This window comes from Bradyrhizobium sp. HKCCYLRH2060, from assembly GCF_051168135.1.
Lineage (GTDB): Bacteria > Pseudomonadota > Alphaproteobacteria > Rhizobiales > Xanthobacteraceae > Bradyrhizobium.
The window spans coordinates 323,029-343,386 of record NZ_JBNPUK010000005.1 but is presented as its reverse complement, the minus strand read 5'-3'; the positions used below and the strand labels follow the sequence as shown (position 1 = coordinate 343,386).

The window sequence follows — 20,358 nt, the reverse complement described above, 5'->3', positions numbered from 1 at the left end:
GAGACGAACATGGCAGACAAGCCGCGCATCAAGCTTCCGAAGGAAGCCAAGAAGGGCGAGATCATCCAGATCAAGACGCTGGTCTCGCATCTGATGGAATCGGGTCAGCGCAAGGATGCGCAGGGCAAGCCGATCCCACGCAAGATCATCAACAAGTTCACCTGCGAGTTCAACGGCAAGCCGGTGTTCTCCTGCGCGCTGGAGCCGGCGATCTCCGCCAACCCGTACATCCAGTTCGACGCAAGGATCGACGAGGAAGGCACGTTCAAGTTCGCATGGACGGATGACGATGGCTCCGTCGTGACGGCCGAAGAGAAGATCGCGTTGAAGGCCTGATCGACAGCGTGTGATCGCTAGGAGGAGTGACGGATGTCCATTCGCTACGGTTCTCTCGCCGTCCTGGCGTCGGCCGCGCTGGCCCTGTCGGCAGTCGCGACGTTCGGCCAGGAGGCCGAACGGAAGGGCATTCCGGCGCCTCCCGGCCACGTCTTCAAGACCATCATCTCGGGCTATCAGTTCCGCACCAAGGAAACGCGCGCGCTCCAGGATGACGATCTGGAGAATCCCGGCTTCCTCGCGGTGGAGCGGGCCGCCGACGTCTGGAAGACGGTCGACGGCGGCGAAGGCAAGTCGTGCATGAGCTGCCACGGCGAGGCGGAAAAGACCATGAAGGGCGTCGGCGCGGCCATGCCCAAATGGAGCGAGAAGCTCAACAAGCCGGTCAATCTCGAGCAGCAGATCAACATCTGCCGCACCGAGCATATGAAGGCGCAGCCCTGGCCGTTCAAGTCCAAGGAGCTGACGGATATGACGACCTTCGTCCGCTATCAGTCGCGCGGCATGCCTGTGGCGGTGAAGACCGACGGACCGATGTCGCCGTGGTTCGAGAAGGGCAAGGAGATCTACTACACGCGGGTCGGCCAGCTCGATCTCGCCTGCGCTTCCTGCCACGAGAAGAACAACGGCAAGTTCATGCGCGCCGATTTTCTGAGCCAAGGCCAGACCAACGGCTTTCCGACCTACCGGCTGCGCGATCAGCGCCTGGTCCCGCTGCACGAACGGTTCGAAGGCTGCATGTTCGACGTTCGTGGCGTGCCCTACAAGCCGCTGTCGGACGAGTTCCTCGCGCTCGAAATCTACGTCGCCTGGCGCGGCATCGGGCTTCCCGTCGAGACACCGTCGGTCCGCAACTAGCCGCGGCCACAAGGAAGACACATCATGATATCGCGTCGCGAATTCGTTCAGGTCGCATTGGCGGCGGCTGCCTTGACGGGTGGCTCCGGTCTTGCGGGTGCGACCCGCGCCTTTGCTCAGCAGAAGCTGACCGAGAAGGAGCTGCTGGCGTTCGATCCGGTCGGCAACGTCACCTTGGTGCATGTCACCGACATCCACGGCCAGCTGATGCCGCTGTATTTCCGCGAGCCGTCGACCAATCTCGGCGTCGGTGACGCCAAGGGCCAGCCGCCGCATGTCACCGGCAAGGATTTCCTCACCCGCTTCGGCATCGCGCCGGGCTCGTCGTCGGCCTATGCGCTGACCTCGGAGGATTTCGAGGCGCTCGCCAAGACGTACGGGCGGATCGGCGGGCTCGACCGCGCCGCCACCGTCATCAAGGCCATCCGCGCCGAGCGCGGCGACAAGGTCGTGCTGCTCGACGGCGGCGATACCTGGCAGGGATCCTGGACGTCGCTGAAGACCCGCGGCCAGGACATGATCGACTGCATGGCGCTGCTGAAGCCGGATGCGATGACCGGGCATTGGGAGTTCACCTACGGCACCGAGCGCGTCAAGCAGGCGGTCGATGGTTTGGGCTTCCCCTTCCTCGGCCTCAACATCCGCGACACCGAATGGAACGAGCCGGCGTTCGAAGCCTCGACGATGATCGAGCGCGGCGGCGTCAAGATCGCGGTGCTCGGCCAGGCCTTCCCGTACACGCCGGTCGCCAATCCCCGCTGGATGATTCCGAACTGGTCGTTCGGCGTGCGCGAGGAGGATGTTCAGACCCAGGTCGACAAGGCGCGCAAGGACGGCGCCGGCCTCGTGGTGCTGCTGTCACACAACGGCTTCGACGTCGACCGCAAGCTGGCCAGCCGCGTCAAGGGTCTCGACGTCATTCTCACGGGTCACACCCATGACGCATTGCCTGAAGCGGTCAAGGTCGGCAAGACGCTGCTGATCGCGTCGGGGTCGTCCGGCAAGTTCGTCTCGCGGCTCGATCTCGACGTCAAGGACGGCGAGGTGAAGGGCTATCGTTACAAGCTGATCCCGCTGTTCTCCGACGTGATCACGCCGGACCCGGCGATGGCGGCGAAGATCGCCGAGGCGCGCAAGCCGTTTGCCGCCGATCTTGCCCGCCCGCTGGGACGGACCGAGACGCTGCTGTATCGCCGCGGCAATTTCAACGGCACGTTCGACGACCTCATCTGCCAGGCGCTGCTGCAGGAACGCGATGCCGAGATCGCGCTGTCGCCGGGCTTCCGCTGGGGTACAAGCGTGATGCCGGGCCAGGACATCACCTTCGAGGACGTCACCAACGCCACCGCGATCACCTATCCCGCCGTCTATCGCATGGGCATGACCGGCACGCGGCTGAAGGAGATCATCGAGGACGTCGCCGACAACCTGTTCAATGTCGATCCCTACTACCAGCAGGGCGGCGACATGGTCCGCATCGGCGGCATGTCCTATGCCATCGACGTCAACAAGCCGCAGGGACAGCGCATCTCCGACATGCGCCTGATCAAGACCGGCGCCGCGATCGATCCGGCGCGCGAGTATCAGGTCGCGGGCTGGGCCAGCGTCAACGAAGGCACGCAGGGGCCGCCGATCTGGGAGGTCGTGTCGAGCTATCTGCAGCGCCAGAAAACCGTGCGTCTCGAGCCCAATCGGGCCGTCAAAGTCTCCGGAGTGTGACGACGATGTCCAAGGACAAATCACTTCCCTCAGCCCCACGCGCCTCGCGTCGTGGTTTCCTGACTGCGGCCGGCGGTCTCGCCGCCACCGCGCTGGCCTCGCAGGCGCGAGCCGGCGCCGGCAATCCCGCCAACCAGCCGCCGAACGTGCCGGAATGGACGCGCACCCTCGGCGAGGGCGTCGCCGTCCGGCCCTACGGCAAGCCGTCGAAGTTCGAGAAGGACGTCGTCCGCCGCGACGTCGAATGGCTGACGGCTTCGCGCGAATCCTCGGTCAGCTTCACGCCGCTGCACGAGCTGGAAGGCATCATCACGCCGAACGGACTGTGCTTCGAACGCCATCACGGCGGCGTGGCCGACGTGGATCCGGCCGATCACCGGCTGATGATCCACGGCCTGGTCGAGCGGCCGCTGCTGCTGTCGCTCGACGAGCTCAAGCGCTATCCGCGCGTCAACCGCATCCACTTCATGGAATGCGCTGCCAACTCCGGCATGGAGTGGCGCGGCGCCCAGCTCAATGGCTGCCAGTTCACGCATGGCATGATCCACTGCGTGCAATATACCGGCGTCTCGCTGCGCACCCTGCTCGAAGAGGCCGGCGTCAAGACCAACGGCAAATGGCTGCTGGTGGAGGGCGCCGACTCCGCGTCGATGGATCGCAGCCTGCCGATCGAGAAGGCGCTCGACGACTGCATCATCGCCTACAAGATGAACGGCGAGGCGCTGTATCCCGAGCAGGGCTATCCGATGCGCCTGGTCGTACCCGGATGGCAGGGCAATCTCTGGGTCAAATGGCTGCGCCGCATCAAGGTCGGCGACCAGCCCTGGCACACCCGCGAGGAGACCTCGAAGTACACGGATCTCTTGCCGAACGGCAAGGCGCGACGCTTCACCTGGGCGATGGATGCGAAGTCGGTGATCACGAGCCCGAGCCCGCAGGCGCCGATCAAGCATGGCAAGGGCTTTACGATCGTGTCGGGCCTGGCGTGGTCGGGCAACGGCAAGGTCAAGCGCGTCGACGTCTCGCTCGATGGCGGCCGCAACTGGTGGCCGGCGCGGATCGACGGCCCGGTGCTCGACAAGGCGCTGACCCGCTTCTACTACGAGTTCGACTGGAACGGCGAGCCGCTGCTCTTGCAGTCGCGGGTCCAGGACGAGACCGGCTACGTCCAGCCCTCCAAGGCCGAACTGCGCAAGGTGCGCGGCTACAATTCCATCTATCACAACAATGGCATCCAGACCTGGCACGTGCAGGCAAACGGTGAGGTCGAGAATGTCGAGGTCGCCTAAGCTCATCATTGCCGCCGCAGCGCTCGCAACCCTTGCGGGCTCGGTGGCATTCGCCGGCGGCCCGGGCGAGAAGACTGAGGCCAAGATTGATGTAAAGGCGCCGCAGCGCTTCAACATCGGCCGAGCTCCGAGCGCCGAGGAGATTCGCGGCTGGGATATCGACGTGCGTCCGGACGGACAGGGGCTGCCCGTCGGCAAGGGCACCGTCGCCCAGGGCGAGAAGCTGTTCATGGACAATTGCGCCAGTTGCCATGGCGAATTCGGCGAGGGCGCCGGCCGCTGGCCGGTGCTTGCCGGCGGCAAGGGATCGCTGACATCAGACAATCCGGTCAAGACGGTCGGCTCCTACTGGCCCTATGCCTCGACGCTGTTCGACTACGTCCGCCACGCGATGCCGTTCGGCAGCCCGCAGTCGCTGAAGGTCGACGAGTACTATGCGCTGGTCGCCTATGTGCTCTATCTGAACGACGTGATCACCGATCAGAACTTCGAGCTGAGCAACAGCAATCTCGCCACGATCAAGATGCCGAACGAGGGCGGGTTCATCATGGATGACCGGGCCACGAGCGAGAAGGCCTTCTGGCAGAAGGATCCCTGCATGAAGAACTGCATCGCGCCGGTCAAGATCACCGGACGCGCGACGGCGGTCGACGTCACGCCGGAAGAAAAGGACGGCAAGCCGCGAGGCGTCGAGTGAGGATTGCCGGATGCAGCCGCCGCGAGATGCTGTTGGCGGCCGCATCCGTCGCCCTGGCCGGAAGCGGGGTTGCATCCATCGCCGCTGCAACCGAGCCACATAGGCTCGCGTTGCAGATCAGCGACGAGGATCCGGCCAAGATGCGCGCGGTGCTCGACGTCGCCGCGAATGTCTCCCGCCACTATTCGGGCGAGGGCGCGGAGGTCGAGATCGTGATCGTCGCGTTCAATGGCGGACTCGACATGCTGCTGGCCGACCGCTCGCCGGTGAAGGAGCGGGTGCTCGGCTTCGCCAAGTCGATGCCCAATGTGAGCTTCATCGCCTGCGGCAATACCTTGGAGACGCTCGCGAGCAAGGAGGGACGGCGGCCGCCTCTGCTCGATGGTGTCACGGTCGTCAAGACCGGGGTCGCGACCCTGCTGGAGCTGTCCGAGAAGAACTGGACGATCGTGCGTCCCTGAGGAATTTGCGATGCGGTGGTGGCTCGCTCTTGTCGTCTCGTTCATTGCGTCGATCGCATTCGCGGCCGAGGAGCCGCGCGAACTCACGATCGGCGGGCGTACGGCGCTCGGCACGCTCCGACTGCCGGCGCAGTCTGGACCGGATGTGCCGCTGGTGCTAATGACGCACGGCACGCTCGCGCACAAGGATATGGAGACCATCCAGGGCCTGTCCAAGGCGTTGGCCGAGCGGGGCATCGCCTCGCTCGCGCACAATCTCGTGCTCGGTCTCGATCGCCGCACCGGCATGTACGATTGTGCCAAACCCCATGACTATGTGACGGACGATGCGGTCGTGGAGATCACCGCCTGGCTGAGCGAAGCGCGCAAGACGTCGTCGCACGTCTTCGTCCTCGGACATTCGCGCGGCGCCAATCAGGTCGCGCGCTATCTAGCCGCCAATCCCAAGGCCGCGGTCGACGGTGCGATCCTCCTGGCGCCGGCGACGGCGAGCATCGAGACCGGCTTGAGAGACGCCTATGCGGAGAGCTACGGCCAGCGATTGGCGCCGCTGCTCGACAAGGCCGAGGCTGCGATCGCCGCCGGGCGCGGCGGTGATTGGATGTCGGTGCCGGGCTTCATCTATTGCCGCGATGCCAAGGTGACGGCGCGCGCATTCGCAGCATTCTATCGCGCCGACCGGCGCCAGGATACGGCGGCGCTGATCGCCGATGTGAGCCTGCCGGTTCTGGTGCTTGCGGCAGCGCAAGACAAGACGGTGCCGGACGTGGCAGCGTCGTTCGCGCCGCTGGCCTCACGCGCCGGCAGCCGTGTCCGACTGGAGACGATTGACGACGCAGATCACTTCTTTCGCGATCTCGCCGCCGAGGATGCCGCTGATCGCATCGCAGGATTCATTGCAGCCGCGCGCTAGGAGCCACCATGGAACGTCGATCTTTGATGCAAGCTGGTCTTGCCAGCCTGTTTGGAATCTTCGGTGTCAGCAGCGCACGCGCGGCGACGGAATCTCCGCGCCAGCGCGTCGCCTATCATCTCGCCGATCAGGACCGCGCCCTGTTCGTTCTCGGCAACCTCCAGAACCACGTCGATGGCACCGGAGGACCTGGACGCGCAGACATTCGCCTGGTGATCCACGGTCCGGGCTTGCGGGCCTTTCATGCGATTTCGGCCGACCAGACCATCTCGGCTCTGGCCGAGCGCCTCATGAAGGCCGGCGTCGGCTTCGAGGCCTGTGCGAACACCATGAAGGCGCAGGGCGTGAAGCTCGACGATCTCTTGCCGGGCTTTGCGGTGGCGGAGAAGGGCGGCGTCGTGCGCCTCACCGAGCTGCAGCAGAGTGGATACGCCTACCTGCGCCCGTGACGGGCACATGCGTCCTTGCCGATGCCGCCCGGCAGGTTGAGCGGCCGGCCTGAACGACGGGAGCGCCTGTGCTCACCGCATTGATCGATCTTCTGGGCGAGGAGCTGGTGTCGCTGCTGTGCGGGCTCGCGGCCGGCGGCGCGTTCGGCTTCTTCGCCCAGCGCAGCCGCTTCTGCCTCCGGGCGGCCACGATCGAGTTCGCGCGCGGGCAGGGCGGTCCGCGGCTGGCGGTGTGGCTCCTCACCTTCGCCTCGGCGCTGCTGGGCACCCAGGCGCTGGTGGCAATGGGCCTGCTCGACGTCTCCGAAGCGCGCCAGCTGGCGCAGCAGGGCAGCATTTCCGGCGCGATGATCGGCGGCACGCTGTTCGGCTGCGGCATGATCCTGGCGAGAGGCTGTGCCAGCCGTCTGCTGGTGCTCTCGGCCAACGGCAATCTGCGGGCGCTGCTGTCCGGCCTCATCTTCGCGGTGACGGCGCAGTCCGCCTATCGCGGCCTGCTCGCGCCGGCACGCGAGTGGCTCACCAATCTTTGGCTCGTCGACGGCGGACCGTCGCGCGACATCATGAGCCTGTTCGGCGGCGGTACGCCCGAGAAGCTCGGCTTCGGCATGCTGTGGTTCCTGGCCGGGCTCGCCGCCGTGTCGAAGTTTCAGGTTGGCCCGAAGATCCTGCGCTCGGCGGTGGCCGCGGGCGCGGCGGTCGCCGGGGGCTGGCTCCTCACCTATCAGCTCGGCCAGGCCTCGTTCTCGCCGGTGCCGCTGAAGAGCCTGACATTCAGCGGTCCTTCGGCGGAGCTGCTGATGCAGGTGCTCGCCAGCCCGCAACTGAAGCCGGGCTTCGATCTCGGCATCATTCCGGGTGTGTTCATCGGCTCGTTCGTTGCGGCCGCGCTGGCGCGCGAACTCAATCTCGAAGGCTTCTCGGATGGGCGCGGCATGCGCCGTTACATGATCGGCGCCGTCCTGATGGGATTCGGCGCGATGCTGGCGGGCGGCTGCGCCGTTGGCGCCGGCGTGACCGGGGCATCGGTGTTCGCGCTCACAGCGTGGATCGTGCTCGGTGGCATGTGGTTGGGTGCGGCCGTCACCGATTTTGTCGTCGACCGCTGGCTGTTCGCCACCAAGCCGGCGCAGAGCCCGGTTCAGTCGCCCTCCGCCATGCCTTCTTGAGGCATCCTGCGGAAGCGAGCCTGCCTCTGCCGAGCGGCATTGCAAATGCAGCGTTAAAGAGCAGCATTCATGAATCTCCGGTCACAGGCTCGTCGATGCCTGGTGTGTCGGCGCACTTCCAGCCTCTGACGAAAAATACTGTCTGATCAGATCAGATCGAACCTGAAGACACGCGTCTTTGCGTCGTCACGCCGGCGCGCAGATCGCGTAGTCCGCGGTTGGCTACAGGAGATGCGCGCCGAACACGGCATTCGGACCATCACGCCCGAACATCACGTTGGTAGATCCCATTCTGGAGATCCCGCATGTTAACCAATTTGCGAAGGTCGGGTGTTACCGTCGCGCGGGGGACGGCGCAATCATGCGGCGGACCGATACGAATCGCTGGGACGACGAAAGGCACGCGAGATGTCGCAACTCTCCATTCGAGCAAAGATGGCGGCCGTCATTGCGCTGCTGCTGGTGGCGATGTCCATCGTCGGATTGCTGGCCGTCCGCGGCATGCAGACAATCAATACGCATACCGAAATGATCGCCAAGAACTGGCTGCCAAGCGTGCGCGTGCTCGGCGAGTTGCGTTCGGCGATCAACCTCAATCGGGCGCAGCTCCGGGCCTACATGACGGCTGATACGACTGAGGAGAAGGACAATCTCGACCGCAACATGAAGGCAACGCTCGTCGTCATCGCGACGGCGCGCCGCTCCTATGAGGCGATGATCTCGTCGGCCGAGGAGCGCAGCCTGTTCGAGAGCTGGTCGCGGGGCTGGGAGCAATACGTCAAGGCTGCCGATGGTGTGCTCGAGGTGCTGCGCGCAGGGAACGGCAATACGACCAAGCAGGCGAGCGATCTGTTCAACAAGACGGTCCGGAGCGTCGCCAATCAGTCGGACGAATTTCTTCGAAAGCTGATTGACCTCAACAATCGTGGCGCCGACGCCGAAACCAGGATCGCCGCGGATGGCTATGCGGAGGCGTTTGAATTGATGTCGACGGTCATCGTCCTTGCCGTTCTCGCCGGCATCGGCATCGGAAGCTGGTTCGTTCGCGACATTTCCCGGTGCATCGCTTCCATCATCAGGCCGATGCAGGCGCTCGGTGAGGGCAACCTGGCGATGGAGATCCCCTATCGCGGCCAGAAGACCGAAGTAGGCATGATGGCCGACGCCCTGGAGGTCTTCAAGACCGCCCTGATTGCGAAGAAGCAGGCCGACGACATCGCTTCGAAAGAGGCGCAGGTGAAACTGGAACGCAGCCGGCGGCTCGACGAGATCACTGGCCGCTTCGAGGCCGTGGTCGGCGAGATCGTCGACACCGTGTCCACGGCATCGAGCACTCTGGAGGGTCACGCCGGCGGGCTCAGCAACACGGCGAGCCGAGCCCAGAACCTCGCCACGTCCGTCACCGCGGCTTCCGAGGAAGCCTGCACCAATGTGCAGTCGGTGGCATCTGCGACCGAGGAGCTCTCCGCGTCCGTCAACGAGATCAGCAGGCAAGTCCAGGATTCCGCCCGGATGGCCAATGAGGCGGTGGCACAGGCCCGCAAGACCAATGAACAGGTCAGCGAGCTTTCGAAGTCCGCTGCCCGCATCGGCGACGTCGTCGAGCTGATCAATACGATTGCCGGACAGACCAATCTGCTCGCGCTGAATGCAACGATCGAGGCCGCACGCGCCGGCGAGGCCGGCCGCGGATTTGCGGTGGTCGCATCCGAGGTCAAGGCGCTGGCCGAGCAGACGGCGAAGGCCACGGGCGAGATCGGCCAGCAGATCTCCGGCATCCAGTCCGCCACCCAGCAATCGGTCGGTGCCATCCGCGACATCAGCATCACCATCGAGAAATTGCAGGAGATTTCGTCGACGATCGCATCGGCCGTGGAGCAGCAGGGCGCCGCGACGCAGGAGATCTCGCGCAACGTCCAGCACGCGGCGGCGGGAACGCAGCAGGTCTCGGCCAACGTTGCGGATGTGCAGCGCGGCGCCGTCGATACCGGAACCGCCGCGTCCCAGGTGCTGTCCGCCGCGAAATCGCTGGCCGACGACAGTGCCAGACTGAGCATGGAAGTGAAGAAGTTCATCGCCGGCGTGAGAGCCGCCTAGGAGCTCGCAGCGACCGAGAGCCGCAGAGATCCGATCTCGCCGCCATTCGCCGGGCCGCGTCGGGGGTGCTGGACAGGTGCGCAGGCCCCGGCCACCCCTCGCCGGCCATCGCTTCTGCGTTGGCCTGCGAGCCCAATCTCGATGACTTCTCCCTGCGGCCGCGGCAAGCTGCGCGACCGAGTCGCGTGGTGACGATGGGCTTGCGAGGCCCGCGCCGACATGAATAGAGCGCGTGGGGCCGCGGCGGATCAAGCTCCGCCGCGGCTTGCGCGGGGCTGCCGTTCCCGAAGTCGTCAGTGCCGCTGTTTCCTCACCGTCACGCTGCCGCAGAGCCCCGCCTCTTCACCTATCGGCATCGTCACCTATCGGCACCCGCTGAATTATAATTGCATAAATTCGAATATATGCATATAGTGGCGTACGTCGGTCGCGGCGCTGGGCCGCGTCAGCAGGGAGGACCCGTCGTGGCAATGATGAACGACGTCATGGTCAAGGATCTGGGCACGTCCCGGGGGATCGACTGGTCGCCTTATCTGGTCGGCGCCGGCATCGGCATCCTCAGCTGGGTGGCCTTTGCCGGGTTCGGCGACCCGCTCGGCGTGACGACGGCGTTCTCGCGCATCGCGGCGCTGTTCGCCGCGCCGGTGATCGGATCCGACGCCGTCGCCGCCAACAGCTATTGGAAGTCGATGCCGCTGAAATGGGACTATGGCGTCTGGTTTCTGGTCGGCATTCCGCTCGGCGCATTCCTGTCGGCGGTCATCTCCGGCACGTGGCGCCTCGAGCTGGTGCCGGAGGTCTGGAGGGAGCGCTTTGGTCCGTCGGTGTTCAAGCGCTTCGTCGCTGCGTTTCTCGGCGGCATCGTCATCATGTATGGCGCGCGTCTGGCCGGCGGCTGCACCAGCGGACACGGCATTTCAGGCGGTCTGCAACTGGCGCTGTCGAGCTGGCTGTTCCTCGCCGTGATGTTCGCGACCGGCCTTTTCGTGTCGCGCCTCATGTTCCGCAAAGCGTAGGAGAAGGGCCATGACGTCGCTGATGAGCATCGCCGGCCCGCTGTTGATGGGCGCCGTGTTCGGCTATCTGCTACAGCAGGGCAAGGTCACGAGCTGCAACGTGATCGAGAATCAGTTCCGGCTGCGCGACTTCACCGTCTTGAAGGTGATGGGCACCGCGATCGTTGTCGGCGGCATCGGCGTGCTGCTGCTGGTCGACACCGGCAACACCAAATACTACGTCAAGGACGCCAACATGCTCGCGGTCGCGCTCGGCGCGGCGCTTTTCGGCATCGGCATGGTGGTCTACGGCTACTGCCCGGGCACCGCGCTCGGCGCCATCGCCAGCGGCAGCGTGCATGCCGCAGTCGGCGCTTTCGGCATGATCGTCGGCGCGATCCTCTACGCGCTGAGCTTCGACTGGGTGAAGGCCCACGTCCTGAATGTTTGGGCGCTCGGCAAGGTGCGGCTGCCCGACATCACCGGCGTGCCGGATGGCGTCTGGTTCGCCGCGCTCGCGATCGGCGCAGGTGCGTTCTTCTTCTGGGTCGAAGCGTCCGAGGCCAAGGCGAAGCGGATACAGGGCTAGGCTGAAGTCGCCCGAGTGCCCCCACGTCAAACAGTGAGAGGTTCCTCCCATGCTATCAGGACTGTTCAGCAGGTTGACCGGGTCGACCAGCGTGCCGGCGATCGAGCATGATGAGCTGGTGCGGGCGCATCAGCAGCGAAGCTGCGTCATCGTCGACGTGCGCGAGCCGCATGAGTTCAAGGGCGGCCACATCCCGGGCGCCGTCAATCACCCGCTGTCGCGTTTCGACCCGGGCAACCTCGTGCACGACAAGCCGGTGGTTCTGATCTGTCAGGCCGGCGGCCGCTCGGCCACCGCCCTGCGGCGGGCGCTGTCGGCCGGGCGGCAAGATATCCGCCACTATGCCGGCGGCATGAGCGGCTGGCGGGCGCGGGGCGGCCCTGTCGCGTAGGCTCGTACTGTCCGACCAGCCCGACATTCAGCGATGTCATGGCCTGAGATCGAAGATATGCGAAGTTGAACGTCGGCATGTCTGCAATCAACGGGGATTGCGGCAGGTTAATAACAAGTCGGGGGACGGGAGTTTCGCTAGCAACGTCGCGCCGCCCCGTCGCGAGAGTTTGCTGTTAGTCCGCTACAATGGCTGACTCGTTCAGGAATAATTAGTTGCAGCGCTGCAATACTCGGACACCAGTCGACGTTCGAGGATCGCATGTTGAAGTTTGTTGGCTTGAGAACCCGGATCACCCTTTCTCTGGTGATCGGTGCGGCAGCGACGGCCCTCTTCGTGCTGCTGGTCGCCATGTGGATCATCGGCGGCATCATCGACCGCGCCAATGAGCGCGAGCTCCACGCCCAATATGACACCTTCAATTCGCGCCTGCAGCTGGAGTCGACCCGCGCGGAAGCGATGAGCGCGGTGGTCGCCAAGATCCCCGCGGTCCAGGACGCCATGGCGCAGAACGACCGCGACGCCTTGATGCGGCTGTTCGGTGCGGGCATGGCCAGCCTGAAGGCCGATTACGGTGTCGACCAGTTTCAGTTTCACACGCCGCCGGCGATGTCCTTCCTGCGGGTGCACCAGCCGGCCAAGTTCGGCGACGATCTGTCGGGATTCCGCAAGACGGTGGTGGCCGCCAACACCGACCGCAAGCCGATCGTCGGGCTGGAGGGCGGCGTTGCCGGCCTCGGCCTCCGCGGCGTCGTACCGATCGTTTCCGCCGGCAAACATCTGGGCTCGGTCGAGTTCGGCCTGACCTTTGGCCAAAACTTCTTCGACGAGTTCAAGCGCAGCCGCAGTGTCGACGTCGCGTTCCGCCTGGCTGGCGACACCGGCTTCAAGCTGTTCGCGACGACGATCGGGGAGACCTCCTTCTTCGCAAGCGGCGACTATCGGGAGGCGTCGGCCGGCGGCTTCCTGTCGCGCCAAGGACAGCTCAAAGGTGTTCCGGTCGTCGCGTTGCTGGGCCCGATCAAGGATTTCTCCGGCAAGCCGATCGGTGCCGTCGAGATCGTCATGGACAACAGCGAGTTCATCCAGGCTCGCAATCGCGCCGGGGCGTTGGCAATCGGGATGACGCTGGCCGGCCTCGTGCTGATCGCGCTCGCCGGGCTGTTGATCGCGCGCAGCATCTCCCGCCCGATCGTCCAGATGACGAGCGCGATGCGCGAGCTCGCCGACGGCAACCTGGACGTTCGCGTCCCGGCCGACTGGCGCAAGGACGAGGTCGGACAGATGGCACGCGCCGTTTCGATTTTCAGGGACAACGCCGTCCGGATGAGGGATCTGCAGGCGGAGCAGGAGAAGGCCCAGGCTCGTGCCGAGGAGGACCGGCGCCGCATGCTGATGGAGGTGGCCGATGGCTTCGAGGCCAGCGTCCGCGGCGTCGTCGACGCAGTGTCGGCTGCGGCCATCGAAATGGAGGCGACCGCCCGTTCGATGTCGGTGACGATCGATCAGTCGAAACAGCAGGCCCTGACGGTATCGCAGGCGTGCGGCTCCGCATCGGACAATGTCAACACCGTTGCCTCGGCGGCCGAAGAGCTGTCATCCTCGATGAACGAGATCAGCAAGACGCTCGAGCGTGCGTCGTCCGTGGTTCGCAAGGCGGCGGACGAAGGGCAGCAATCCAACGACAAGGTGCAGCGGCTCAACCTCGCGGCCGGCAAGATCGGCGAGGTCGTCGCGCTCATCACCCAGATCGCCAGCCAGACCAATCTGCTGGCGCTGAATGCGACGATCGAGGCCGCGCGCGCCGGCGAGTCGGGCAGGGGATTCGCCGTCGTCGCCAGCGAGGTGAAGACGCTGGCGACCCAAACGGCCAAGGCAACGGAAGAGATCGGGGCTCAGATCGCCGCGGTTCAGGCCGAAACCGCCGCTGCCGTCCACAGCATCGGCATGATTTGCGCCACGATCCAGGAGGTCGATGAGATCTCGACCATCATCGCCTCATCGATCGCGCAGCAGGACGCGGCGACCCGCGAGATCGCCGGCAGTGTGAACGTCGTTGCCGGCAAGACCCAGGACGTCACGCGCAACATCGCGGGCGTCACGTCCGGCGTCGTGCAGACCGGCCATGCCGCCAACGAGGTGCTGTCGGCGGCCGGCGAACTCGCGCAGCAGTCGACCCGGCTGCGCAGCGAGGTCAACCAGTTCCTGGCCCATATCAGAGCGGCCTGACCGCTCGTTGGGCGGCTGACGTATCGAGCTCGCCGACACGCCGATCGCTCCGGCGTATCCGCCACGGGCGCGAGCCGGGGCGGGGCATCCTGTCCCGTGGCTCACGCCTGCTTCGCGGCCGCCTTCTCGAGCCGCTTCGCCATCACGCGCCAATAGGTGCCCGGCATGAACCGCTGCAGGAGATCCATGAAGCGGGCATCGCTGCCGATCAGGATGCGGGGCTCATTGCGCTCGATGCCCTGGATGATCCGCAACGCGGCGTCGCGTGGGCTGGTCCTGGCGAGCCGCTCGAACCGCTCGATGGCCTGCACGCGGCGCGCATTGTCGGTCATGCCGTGGCCAGCGCGAGCATTGCGCGCAATCGCCGTGGCGATCCCGCCGGGATGCACGACCGACAGCCGCACCGGACTGCCGGCGGCTGTGAGCTCGTGGCGCAGGCTCTCGGAAAATCCCCTTACCGCGAACTTTGCCGCGGCGTAGGCCGATTGGCCGGGCGGAGCGATGATGCCGAAGATCGAGGACAGGTTGACGACATGCGCTTCGCGCCGGCGCGAAAGATGCGGCAGGAACGCGCGCGTGCCGTGCACGACGCCCCAGAAATTGATGTTGAACAGCCAGTCCATCTCCGCCTGATCGATCTCGGCGAAGCTGCCGAACAGTGCCACGCCGGCATTGTTGACGACGATGTTGAGGCCGGGATGCGCGCGGGTCGCGTCCTCGGCGAACTGCGTGACCGCAGCCACATCGCTGACGTCCAGCCGGTGCGTGGTCACCTTGCGGCCGCTTGCGGTGAGCTCGGCGGCGAGGCTTGCGAGGCCCGCCTCATCGCGATCGGCAAGTGCGAGATCGCAGCCGCGCGCCGCCAGCTCCTGCGCCAGCGCACGGCCAATACCGCTGGCTGCGCCTGTCACGGCGGCAGCTGCGCCTCGAATGATCGTCATTGTCGCTTCACTCCCCTGATGGACCGGTTCCACGTGCCTGGTTGAATTGCAGCTGGGTTTTCTGCCACTTTTTCTGATTGGAACCGAACCATCCGGCGGTTCAGCTTTTAACTCACATTACTTTACGAGCACACATTCGTGGAGGACCTGCATGGGACAGTCGCAACCTTTTCGCGCCACCGCACTGATCGTGGAAGACGATCTGGCGCAGCGCGAGATGATCACGCTGCTGCTCGAAGAGAGCGAGTACGACGTGATCGCGTGTGAGAGCGCGGAGGCCGCCGAACTCGTCCTGAACAAGCCGGGGCATCGCATCGTGCTGCTGATGACCGACGTCAATCTGGCGGGCCGCATGAACGGGGTCGAGCTTGCCCATGTCGCCAAGGCGCGTCACCCCCACATCAATGTGGTCGTCACGTCTGGCCGCCCGTTGTCGCAGCCGCTGCCGGGCGGCACAAAGTTCTGGAGCAAGCCGTGGGCGCCGCTGGACGTGCTGCGCGAGGCCGAGGTGACGCTCGAGCGCACGCCCGATATCGGATGAGGCAAGGTCTCGCGTCGCCAGCGTTGCTCAAAGGGTGATGCGTGGCAAACGCCGACCGGTGGAGACGTAGTAGAATCGGCTAGCGGTCGAGCCAACTGAGAGCCGGGTGGAAGCCGCGCTCCCACCCGGGAAGTGCAACTACTTCTTCTTGGCAGCCTTCTTGGTCTTCTTCGCAGCTTTCTTGGTGGCCTTTGCGGCCTTCTTCGCCTTCTTCGCCATGGAATCCTCGTCAGGAGTTTTGATGGATTGCAACGCGACTTCGAGGCTTCGCTGGCGCACGCCAGCCATGCATCAGCCTCGGGTGTCGATCCCAGCAGATTCGCGAAGCTCTGCCTCACGCCGTCACCAGCGCCGTTGCGCTTATCCACAGCTCGATGCATTGGCCGGCCAGTTGCGCCGCTGGCGCTCGGGTCGTGACAAGGTTAGCGGATCGTAAAAAGTGTCTTCATTGATTCAAAACCAAGGCGCAATCTTGGTTGCGCCCTTGAGGAACCGTTAACTGCGCCGCGCCCATGTTGCCCCGAACAACAGGGTAGCTCATGAGCGTGGCGTTATTGAACATCGAGGACAGGGCCTGCGGCGTCCTGCTGTCGGGATGCTGAACGTTCCGACGCTGTGGACCGCCTTCGTGGTCAATTTCCTCGCGTTGGGCCTGATCTGGGCCTACGTGATGCGCAGCTATCCCAATCTGGATTCGGCACGGTACTGGACGGCATCTGCGTTCATGTGCGCGCCGGCGGCGACATTCGCGCTGACGCGGTTCTATTTTGGCTCGTTCGTTCCGCTGCTGGCCGGCGGCTCGCTGATGACCTTCGCGATCTGCCTCGCGGCGATGGGCGTGGAGCGCTTCTACGGCTACAGGGCGTCGTGGCGGCTGAGCCTGACCGTCGTCGCGATGACCTGCGCGTCGATCGCATTTTTCCAATACGCATACGACCACGGCCCGCTGAGGATCCTGTGCTACTCGATCGGGCAGGCGGTCCCCATGGCGATCATCGCGCGACTGGTGCTGGATGCGAGGCGCGGGCCCGTCAATCCGGGAGCGCGGCTGGCCGGCCTGCTGTCCGTTCTGATAATCGCGGTGTTTGCCGCGCGGTCGATCGGGGCGTTCATCGGCGCCGATTTCAATTTCAGCCACTCCACCGACGGCCAGGCCGCCGCGGTGCTGCTGCTGATCTTCCTGTCGATGTCGCTCAATTTCGGCTTCCTGCTGATGGCGGTGGACCGGCTGCGCAACGAGGTCGCCGATCTCGCGCTGCTCGACGATCTCACCGGCGTCGCCAACCGCCGTCACCTGATGCAGCGCCTGAGCGAGGAGTGCGCGCGCGCCGAGCGCTCGCGGCGGTCGTTCGCGCTGTTGGTGATCGACCTCGACGGCTTCAAGATCATCAACGACACCCATGGCCATGCCGCCGGCGATGCCTGCCTGCAGCACTTCACGCTGATGGCCCAGACCCGGCTGCGCCCCGGCGACATGCTGGCCCGCACCGGCGGCGACGAATTCTGCATCGTGCTGCCGGCGTCCTCGCTGCGCGAGGGCGCGATGATCGCGCGGCGCATCCTGCAGGTCTGCCGCGACGATGCGGAGGCCTGTGCCGGCGCCGAGGTGCCGATCGAGGTCTCGATCGGCGTCGCCGAATGGAGCGAGGATGTCGGCGCATTCCCCGACCGGCTGATGGCGCGGGCGGACCAGGCGCTGTATGTCGCCAAGAAGGACGGCAAGAACCGGTATGCCGTCGTCACTCCTGACCACGAGACGCCGGCGCTGGCCCCGGACCAGATCGAGCCGCTGGTGGCAGCGCCGCGCCGCCAGGATGCCGCCGCCGGGTAGGCGGTGCTATCATTGCCGGCCATGAGGCCGGTCCTGTTCTCCCTCCGCGCAGCGCTCGCGCTGCTTGCCGTCACGCTCCCTCCGCCGGCCTCGGCCGAGGAGCTCGCCGCGCTGGCCCGATCATCCGGCACGCCGGAAATCCCGGGGCTCAGAATCGTCTGGCTGGCGCCGTGGGGCGATCCGCACCTCGCCCATCCCTGGACCAACATCATCGTGCACCAGACCGAGGGGCCGGCCGGGTCGGCGCGGGCGGGGGCGCTGGCGCAGGCCAAGAACCCGAAACGGCGTGGCGTCACCCTGTGGGTCGAAACCGACGGCACCGTGTACTGGGCAGTGCCGGAAACCCTGGTGACGCTGCATGGCGACGGCGCCAACCGCAACGACAACCGCTATATCGACAACGGCCCGACCTATCGCAAGGTCGTGCGCGACAATTCCATCGGCGTGGAGTTCGCCGGCAACTATCCCGACGTCACCACGCCTCCCACCGAGGCCCAGATCGCCGCCTGGCGCATCCTCTCGAAGCTGCTCCGGCTGCGCTACAACATCCCGCGGGAGCGGATCTATGCGCACAACTGGGTCGACTACAAGGACGCCCGCTATTGCGAGGGCTGTGCGCTCGCCGGGCTCGCCCGCGCCGCGCCGGACTGATCGCACCTAACAAAGAAGCCGGCGTCTCCGCCGGCTCCGATCGCATCCAAAGACCACCTTCAAGCAAGCCGCGCGCCTAGTGCGCGGCCTCCAGCGCCGCCGCCTCCTGCTTGGCGATGGCGCCCTTGACGGCGGACTGCACCTTCTCGAACGCGCGCACCTCGATCTGGCGCACGCGTTCGCGCGACACGCCGAACTCGGCCGCGAGGTCCTCGAGCGTCATCGGCTCGTCGGCCAGGCGCCGCGCCTCGAAGATGCGGCGCTCGCGCGCGTTGAGCACGCCGATCGCGCCGTTCAGCGCCTGCCTGCGGTGGTCGTACTCCTCGTGCTCGGCCATGATGGCTTCCTGGTTGGGCGAGTTATCGACCAGCCAGTCCTGCCATTCGCCCGCTTCGCCGTCGTCGCGGATCGGCGCGTTCAGCGAGGCGTCGCCGCCGAGGCGGCGGTTCATGTCGACCACGTCCTGATCGGTTACGCCGAGGCGCTTCGCGATCAGCTTGACCTGATCCGGATGCAGATCGCCTTCATCCAGCGCGTTGATCCGGCTCTTGGCCTTGCGCAGGTTGAAGAACAGCTTCTTCTGGTTCGCGGTCGTGCCCATCTTCACGAGCGACCACGATCTCAGGATGTACTCTTGTATCGACGCCTTGATCCACCACATGGCGTAGGTGGCGAGGCGAAAGCCCTTCTCGGGCTCGAACCTTTTCACCGCCTGCATCAGGCCGACATTGCCTTCCGAAACGACTTCGGATATCGGCAGGCCGTAGCCGCGATAGCCCATGGCGATCTTGGCCACGAGCCTGAGGTGGCTGGTCACGAGTTTATGCGCTGCGTCGCTGTCGTCATGCTCACGCCAACGCTTGGCGAGCATGTACTCCTCCTGCGGTTCCAGCATCGGGAACTTGCGGATCTCGGCGAGGTAGCGTGAAAGTCCCGATTCTCCGTTGAGAACCGGCAGAGTAGCTGTACGGGCCATCGAGCGCCCTCCAGTTGGTTCAGGCCCCCGATAGCGGCGGGCCAGGCAAAGCGGTCGCTTGGTTAAAGCCGGCCGGTTTGCGACGTTCCATGCGTCGACCATTCGACGCAGGCGCAACATACACCATTTTCGCCCCCCGGTGGAAGGATTCCGGGGGTCACGACCCCGTGTGGCTCCATTAAGTTTTTGACATGCTTGCGTTTTTCTGAAGGTCCTGCGTCATAGCGCCGCTCGCAGGGCGCGCCCCAAAAGAGAAAGATCCTCCGGAAGCTCCGATTCCCAGCGCATTATTTCTCCCGTCCGGGGGTGCTCGATCACCAGCAGATAGGCGTGCAGCGCCTGCCGGCCGAGCGCCTCGAGCGCCGTCCGCGCGCCCGGCGCGAGCTGGTTGGCCTTGGTCTTGAAATGCGGGCCATAGACGGCATCACCCATCAGCGGGTGCCCGAGATGGGCGAGATGCACCCGGATCTGGTGGGTGCGCCCGGTCTCGAGATGGCAGGCGATCAGCGACGCCACCGGCTTGCCGTCGCGGCCGGTAAAGCTCTCCTGCACCTCGTAATGGGTGATGGCCTCGCGCCCCTTGGGCCGCACCGCCATCTTGTCGCGGGCATGCGGATGGCGGTCGATGGCCGCGTTGATGGTGCCGTGCGGCCGGTGCGGCACGCCCCAGGCAAAGGCGAGATAGCCGCGCTCCATCGCGCCGGTGCGGCCGTGATCGGCGAACTGCGCGCTCAGCGAGGCGTGGGCGTGGTCGTTCTTGGCGACCACCATCAGGCCGGTGGTGTCCTTGTCCAGCCGGTGCACGATGCCCGGCCGCTTGACCCCGCCGATCCCGGAAAGACTGGCGCCGCAATGCGCGATCAGCGCGTTGACCAGCGTGCCGGTCTCGTGCCCGGCCGCGGGATGCACGACGAGGCCGGCCGGCTTGTCGATGACGACGATGTCGTCGTCCTCGTAGATGATTTTCAGCGGGATCGCCTCGGCCGCGGGCTCGGCCGGGACGGCCTCCGGAACGTCGATTGTGATCGTGTCGCCGGCTGTGACGTGATAAGCGGGGTCCCGCACCGCCGCCGCGCGGAGCGACACCTGTCCGGCCAGGATCAGCGCCTTCAGCCGCGACCGCGACAGCTCCGGCAGCCTGGCTGCCAGCACGCGATCGAGCCGCGGCGAGCCTTCGTCGCCGGCGACCGTGACCGTCATCAGACCGTGGGATTGTGAAGTCGAGA

The 20,358-nt window shown here is 65.5% G+C and carries 21 protein-coding genes; 17 read left to right on the top strand and 4 right to left on the bottom strand.

Annotated elements, in window-relative coordinates; genetic code table 11:
* Positions 1-9 precede the first annotated feature (9 nt).
* From soxZ to ACQR10_RS14060, 14 genes are all read left to right on the top strand, one after another.
* Positions 10-336 carry a thiosulfate oxidation carrier complex protein SoxZ gene (gene soxZ, locus ACQR10_RS14125; RefSeq protein ID WP_315718309.1) on the top strand — a complete coding sequence of 109 codons (327 nt, stop codon included), beginning with the start codon at positions 10-12 and terminating at the stop codon, positions 334-336.
* A 33-nt stretch (positions 337-369) separates the two neighbouring features.
* Positions 370-1,194, top strand: coding sequence for a sulfur oxidation c-type cytochrome SoxA (soxA, locus tag ACQR10_RS14120; protein ID WP_316217968.1), 825 nt, complete (start codon positions 370-372; stop codon positions 1,192-1,194).
* A gap of 24 nt (positions 1,195-1,218) precedes the next feature.
* On the top strand, positions 1,219-2,913 hold the full coding sequence (gene soxB / locus ACQR10_RS14115) for a thiosulfohydrolase SoxB (RefSeq protein WP_316217967.1): 1,695 nt from the start codon (positions 1,219-1,221) through the stop codon (positions 2,911-2,913).
* Between the two features lie 5 nt (positions 2,914-2,918).
* Positions 2,919-4,202: a sulfite dehydrogenase gene (soxC, locus tag ACQR10_RS14110; protein ID WP_316217966.1), complete on the top strand. Its 1,284-nt coding sequence runs from the start codon at positions 2,919-2,921 to the stop codon at positions 4,200-4,202.
* Positions 4,141-4,899: a c-type cytochrome gene (locus ACQR10_RS14105; RefSeq protein ID WP_315805479.1), complete on the top strand. Its 759-nt coding sequence runs from the start codon at positions 4,141-4,143 to the stop codon at positions 4,897-4,899. The genes soxC and ACQR10_RS14105 overlap by 62 nt, the downstream gene beginning before the upstream one ends.
* A 26-nt stretch (positions 4,900-4,925) precedes the next feature.
* Positions 4,926-5,360: a DsrE family protein gene (locus ACQR10_RS14100; protein ID WP_316217982.1), complete on the top strand. Its 435-nt coding sequence runs from the start codon at positions 4,926-4,928 to the stop codon at positions 5,358-5,360.
* A 10-nt stretch (positions 5,361-5,370) separates the two neighbouring features.
* Positions 5,371-6,273, top strand: a complete 903-nt coding sequence (locus ACQR10_RS14095; protein ID WP_316217965.1) for an alpha/beta hydrolase — start codon at positions 5,371-5,373, stop codon at positions 6,271-6,273.
* Positions 6,274-6,281: 8 nt separating this feature from the next.
* Positions 6,282-6,722: a DsrE family protein gene (locus tag ACQR10_RS14090; RefSeq protein ID WP_409997992.1), complete on the top strand. Its 441-nt coding sequence runs from the start codon at positions 6,282-6,284 to the stop codon at positions 6,720-6,722.
* Between the two features lie 68 nt (positions 6,723-6,790).
* The gene (locus ACQR10_RS14085) at positions 6,791-7,891 is read left to right on the top strand and encodes a YeeE/YedE family protein (protein ID WP_315805477.1); all 1,101 of its coding nucleotides are present in this window, start codon (positions 6,791-6,793) and stop codon (positions 7,889-7,891) included.
* Between the two features lie 408 nt (positions 7,892-8,299).
* A complete protein-coding gene (locus ACQR10_RS14080) occupies positions 8,300-9,988 on the top strand; it encodes a methyl-accepting chemotaxis protein (RefSeq protein ID WP_316217964.1) in 1,689 nt (562 codons plus the stop codon).
* 473 nt (positions 9,989-10,461) lie between these two features.
* Complete coding sequence (locus ACQR10_RS14075) at positions 10,462-11,004, top strand: YeeE/YedE thiosulfate transporter family protein (RefSeq protein ID WP_315805520.1); 543 nt, start codon at positions 10,462-10,464, stop codon at positions 11,002-11,004.
* Between the two features lie 10 nt (positions 11,005-11,014).
* Positions 11,015-11,572 carry a YeeE/YedE thiosulfate transporter family protein gene (locus ACQR10_RS14070; protein WP_316217963.1) on the top strand — a complete coding sequence of 186 codons (558 nt, stop codon included), beginning with the start codon at positions 11,015-11,017 and terminating at the stop codon, positions 11,570-11,572.
* 49 nt (positions 11,573-11,621) lie between these two features.
* Complete coding sequence (locus ACQR10_RS14065; protein ID WP_315805474.1) at positions 11,622-11,963, top strand: rhodanese-like domain-containing protein; 342 nt, start codon at positions 11,622-11,624, stop codon at positions 11,961-11,963.
* A gap of 261 nt (positions 11,964-12,224) precedes the next feature.
* Positions 12,225-14,192, top strand: coding sequence for a methyl-accepting chemotaxis protein (locus tag ACQR10_RS14060; RefSeq protein ID WP_316217962.1), 1,968 nt, complete (start codon positions 12,225-12,227; stop codon positions 14,190-14,192).
* A gap of 101 nt (positions 14,193-14,293) precedes the next feature.
* Here ACQR10_RS14060 and ACQR10_RS14055 read toward each other — a convergent pair whose 3' ends face one another.
* Positions 14,294-15,133: an SDR family NAD(P)-dependent oxidoreductase gene (locus ACQR10_RS14055; protein ID WP_316217961.1), complete on the bottom strand. Its 840-nt coding sequence runs from the start codon at positions 15,131-15,133 to the stop codon at positions 14,294-14,296.
* Positions 15,134-15,284: 151 nt separating this feature from the next.
* On the opposite strand from ACQR10_RS14055, the gene ACQR10_RS14050 reads away from it, so the two are divergent.
* The gene (locus tag ACQR10_RS14050) at positions 15,285-15,674 is read left to right on the top strand and encodes a response regulator (protein WP_315805471.1); all 390 of its coding nucleotides are present in this window, start codon (positions 15,285-15,287) and stop codon (positions 15,672-15,674) included.
* Between the two features lie 138 nt (positions 15,675-15,812).
* On the opposite strand, the gene ACQR10_RS14045 is transcribed toward ACQR10_RS14050, so the two are convergent.
* Positions 15,813-15,962, bottom strand: a complete 150-nt coding sequence (locus ACQR10_RS14045) for a hypothetical protein (protein WP_316217960.1) — start codon at positions 15,960-15,962, stop codon at positions 15,813-15,815.
* Positions 15,963-16,269: 307 nt separating this feature from the next.
* Here ACQR10_RS14045 and ACQR10_RS14040 point away from each other — a divergent pair, with 307 nt between their 5' ends.
* Together ACQR10_RS14040 and ACQR10_RS14035 are read left to right on the top strand one after the other, a co-directional pair.
* On the top strand, positions 16,270-17,505 hold the full coding sequence (locus ACQR10_RS14040; protein WP_316217958.1) for a GGDEF domain-containing protein: 1,236 nt from the start codon (positions 16,270-16,272) through the stop codon (positions 17,503-17,505).
* Between the two features lie 21 nt (positions 17,506-17,526).
* Positions 17,527-18,156, top strand: coding sequence for a peptidoglycan recognition protein family protein (locus tag ACQR10_RS14035; protein ID WP_316217957.1), 630 nt, complete (start codon positions 17,527-17,529; stop codon positions 18,154-18,156).
* Positions 18,157-18,232: 76 nt separating this feature from the next.
* Here ACQR10_RS14035 and rpoH read toward each other — a convergent pair whose 3' ends face one another.
* Positions 18,233-19,132 (bottom strand): RNA polymerase sigma factor RpoH, encoded by a 900-nt coding sequence (gene rpoH / locus ACQR10_RS14030; RefSeq protein WP_315805519.1) that lies wholly within the window; start codon positions 19,130-19,132, stop codon positions 18,233-18,235.
* A gap of 219 nt (positions 19,133-19,351) precedes the next feature.
* Positions 19,352-20,332: an RluA family pseudouridine synthase gene (locus ACQR10_RS14025; protein WP_434911983.1), complete on the bottom strand. Its 981-nt coding sequence runs from the start codon at positions 20,330-20,332 to the stop codon at positions 19,352-19,354.
* Between the last annotated feature and the right edge of the window lie 26 nt (positions 20,333-20,358).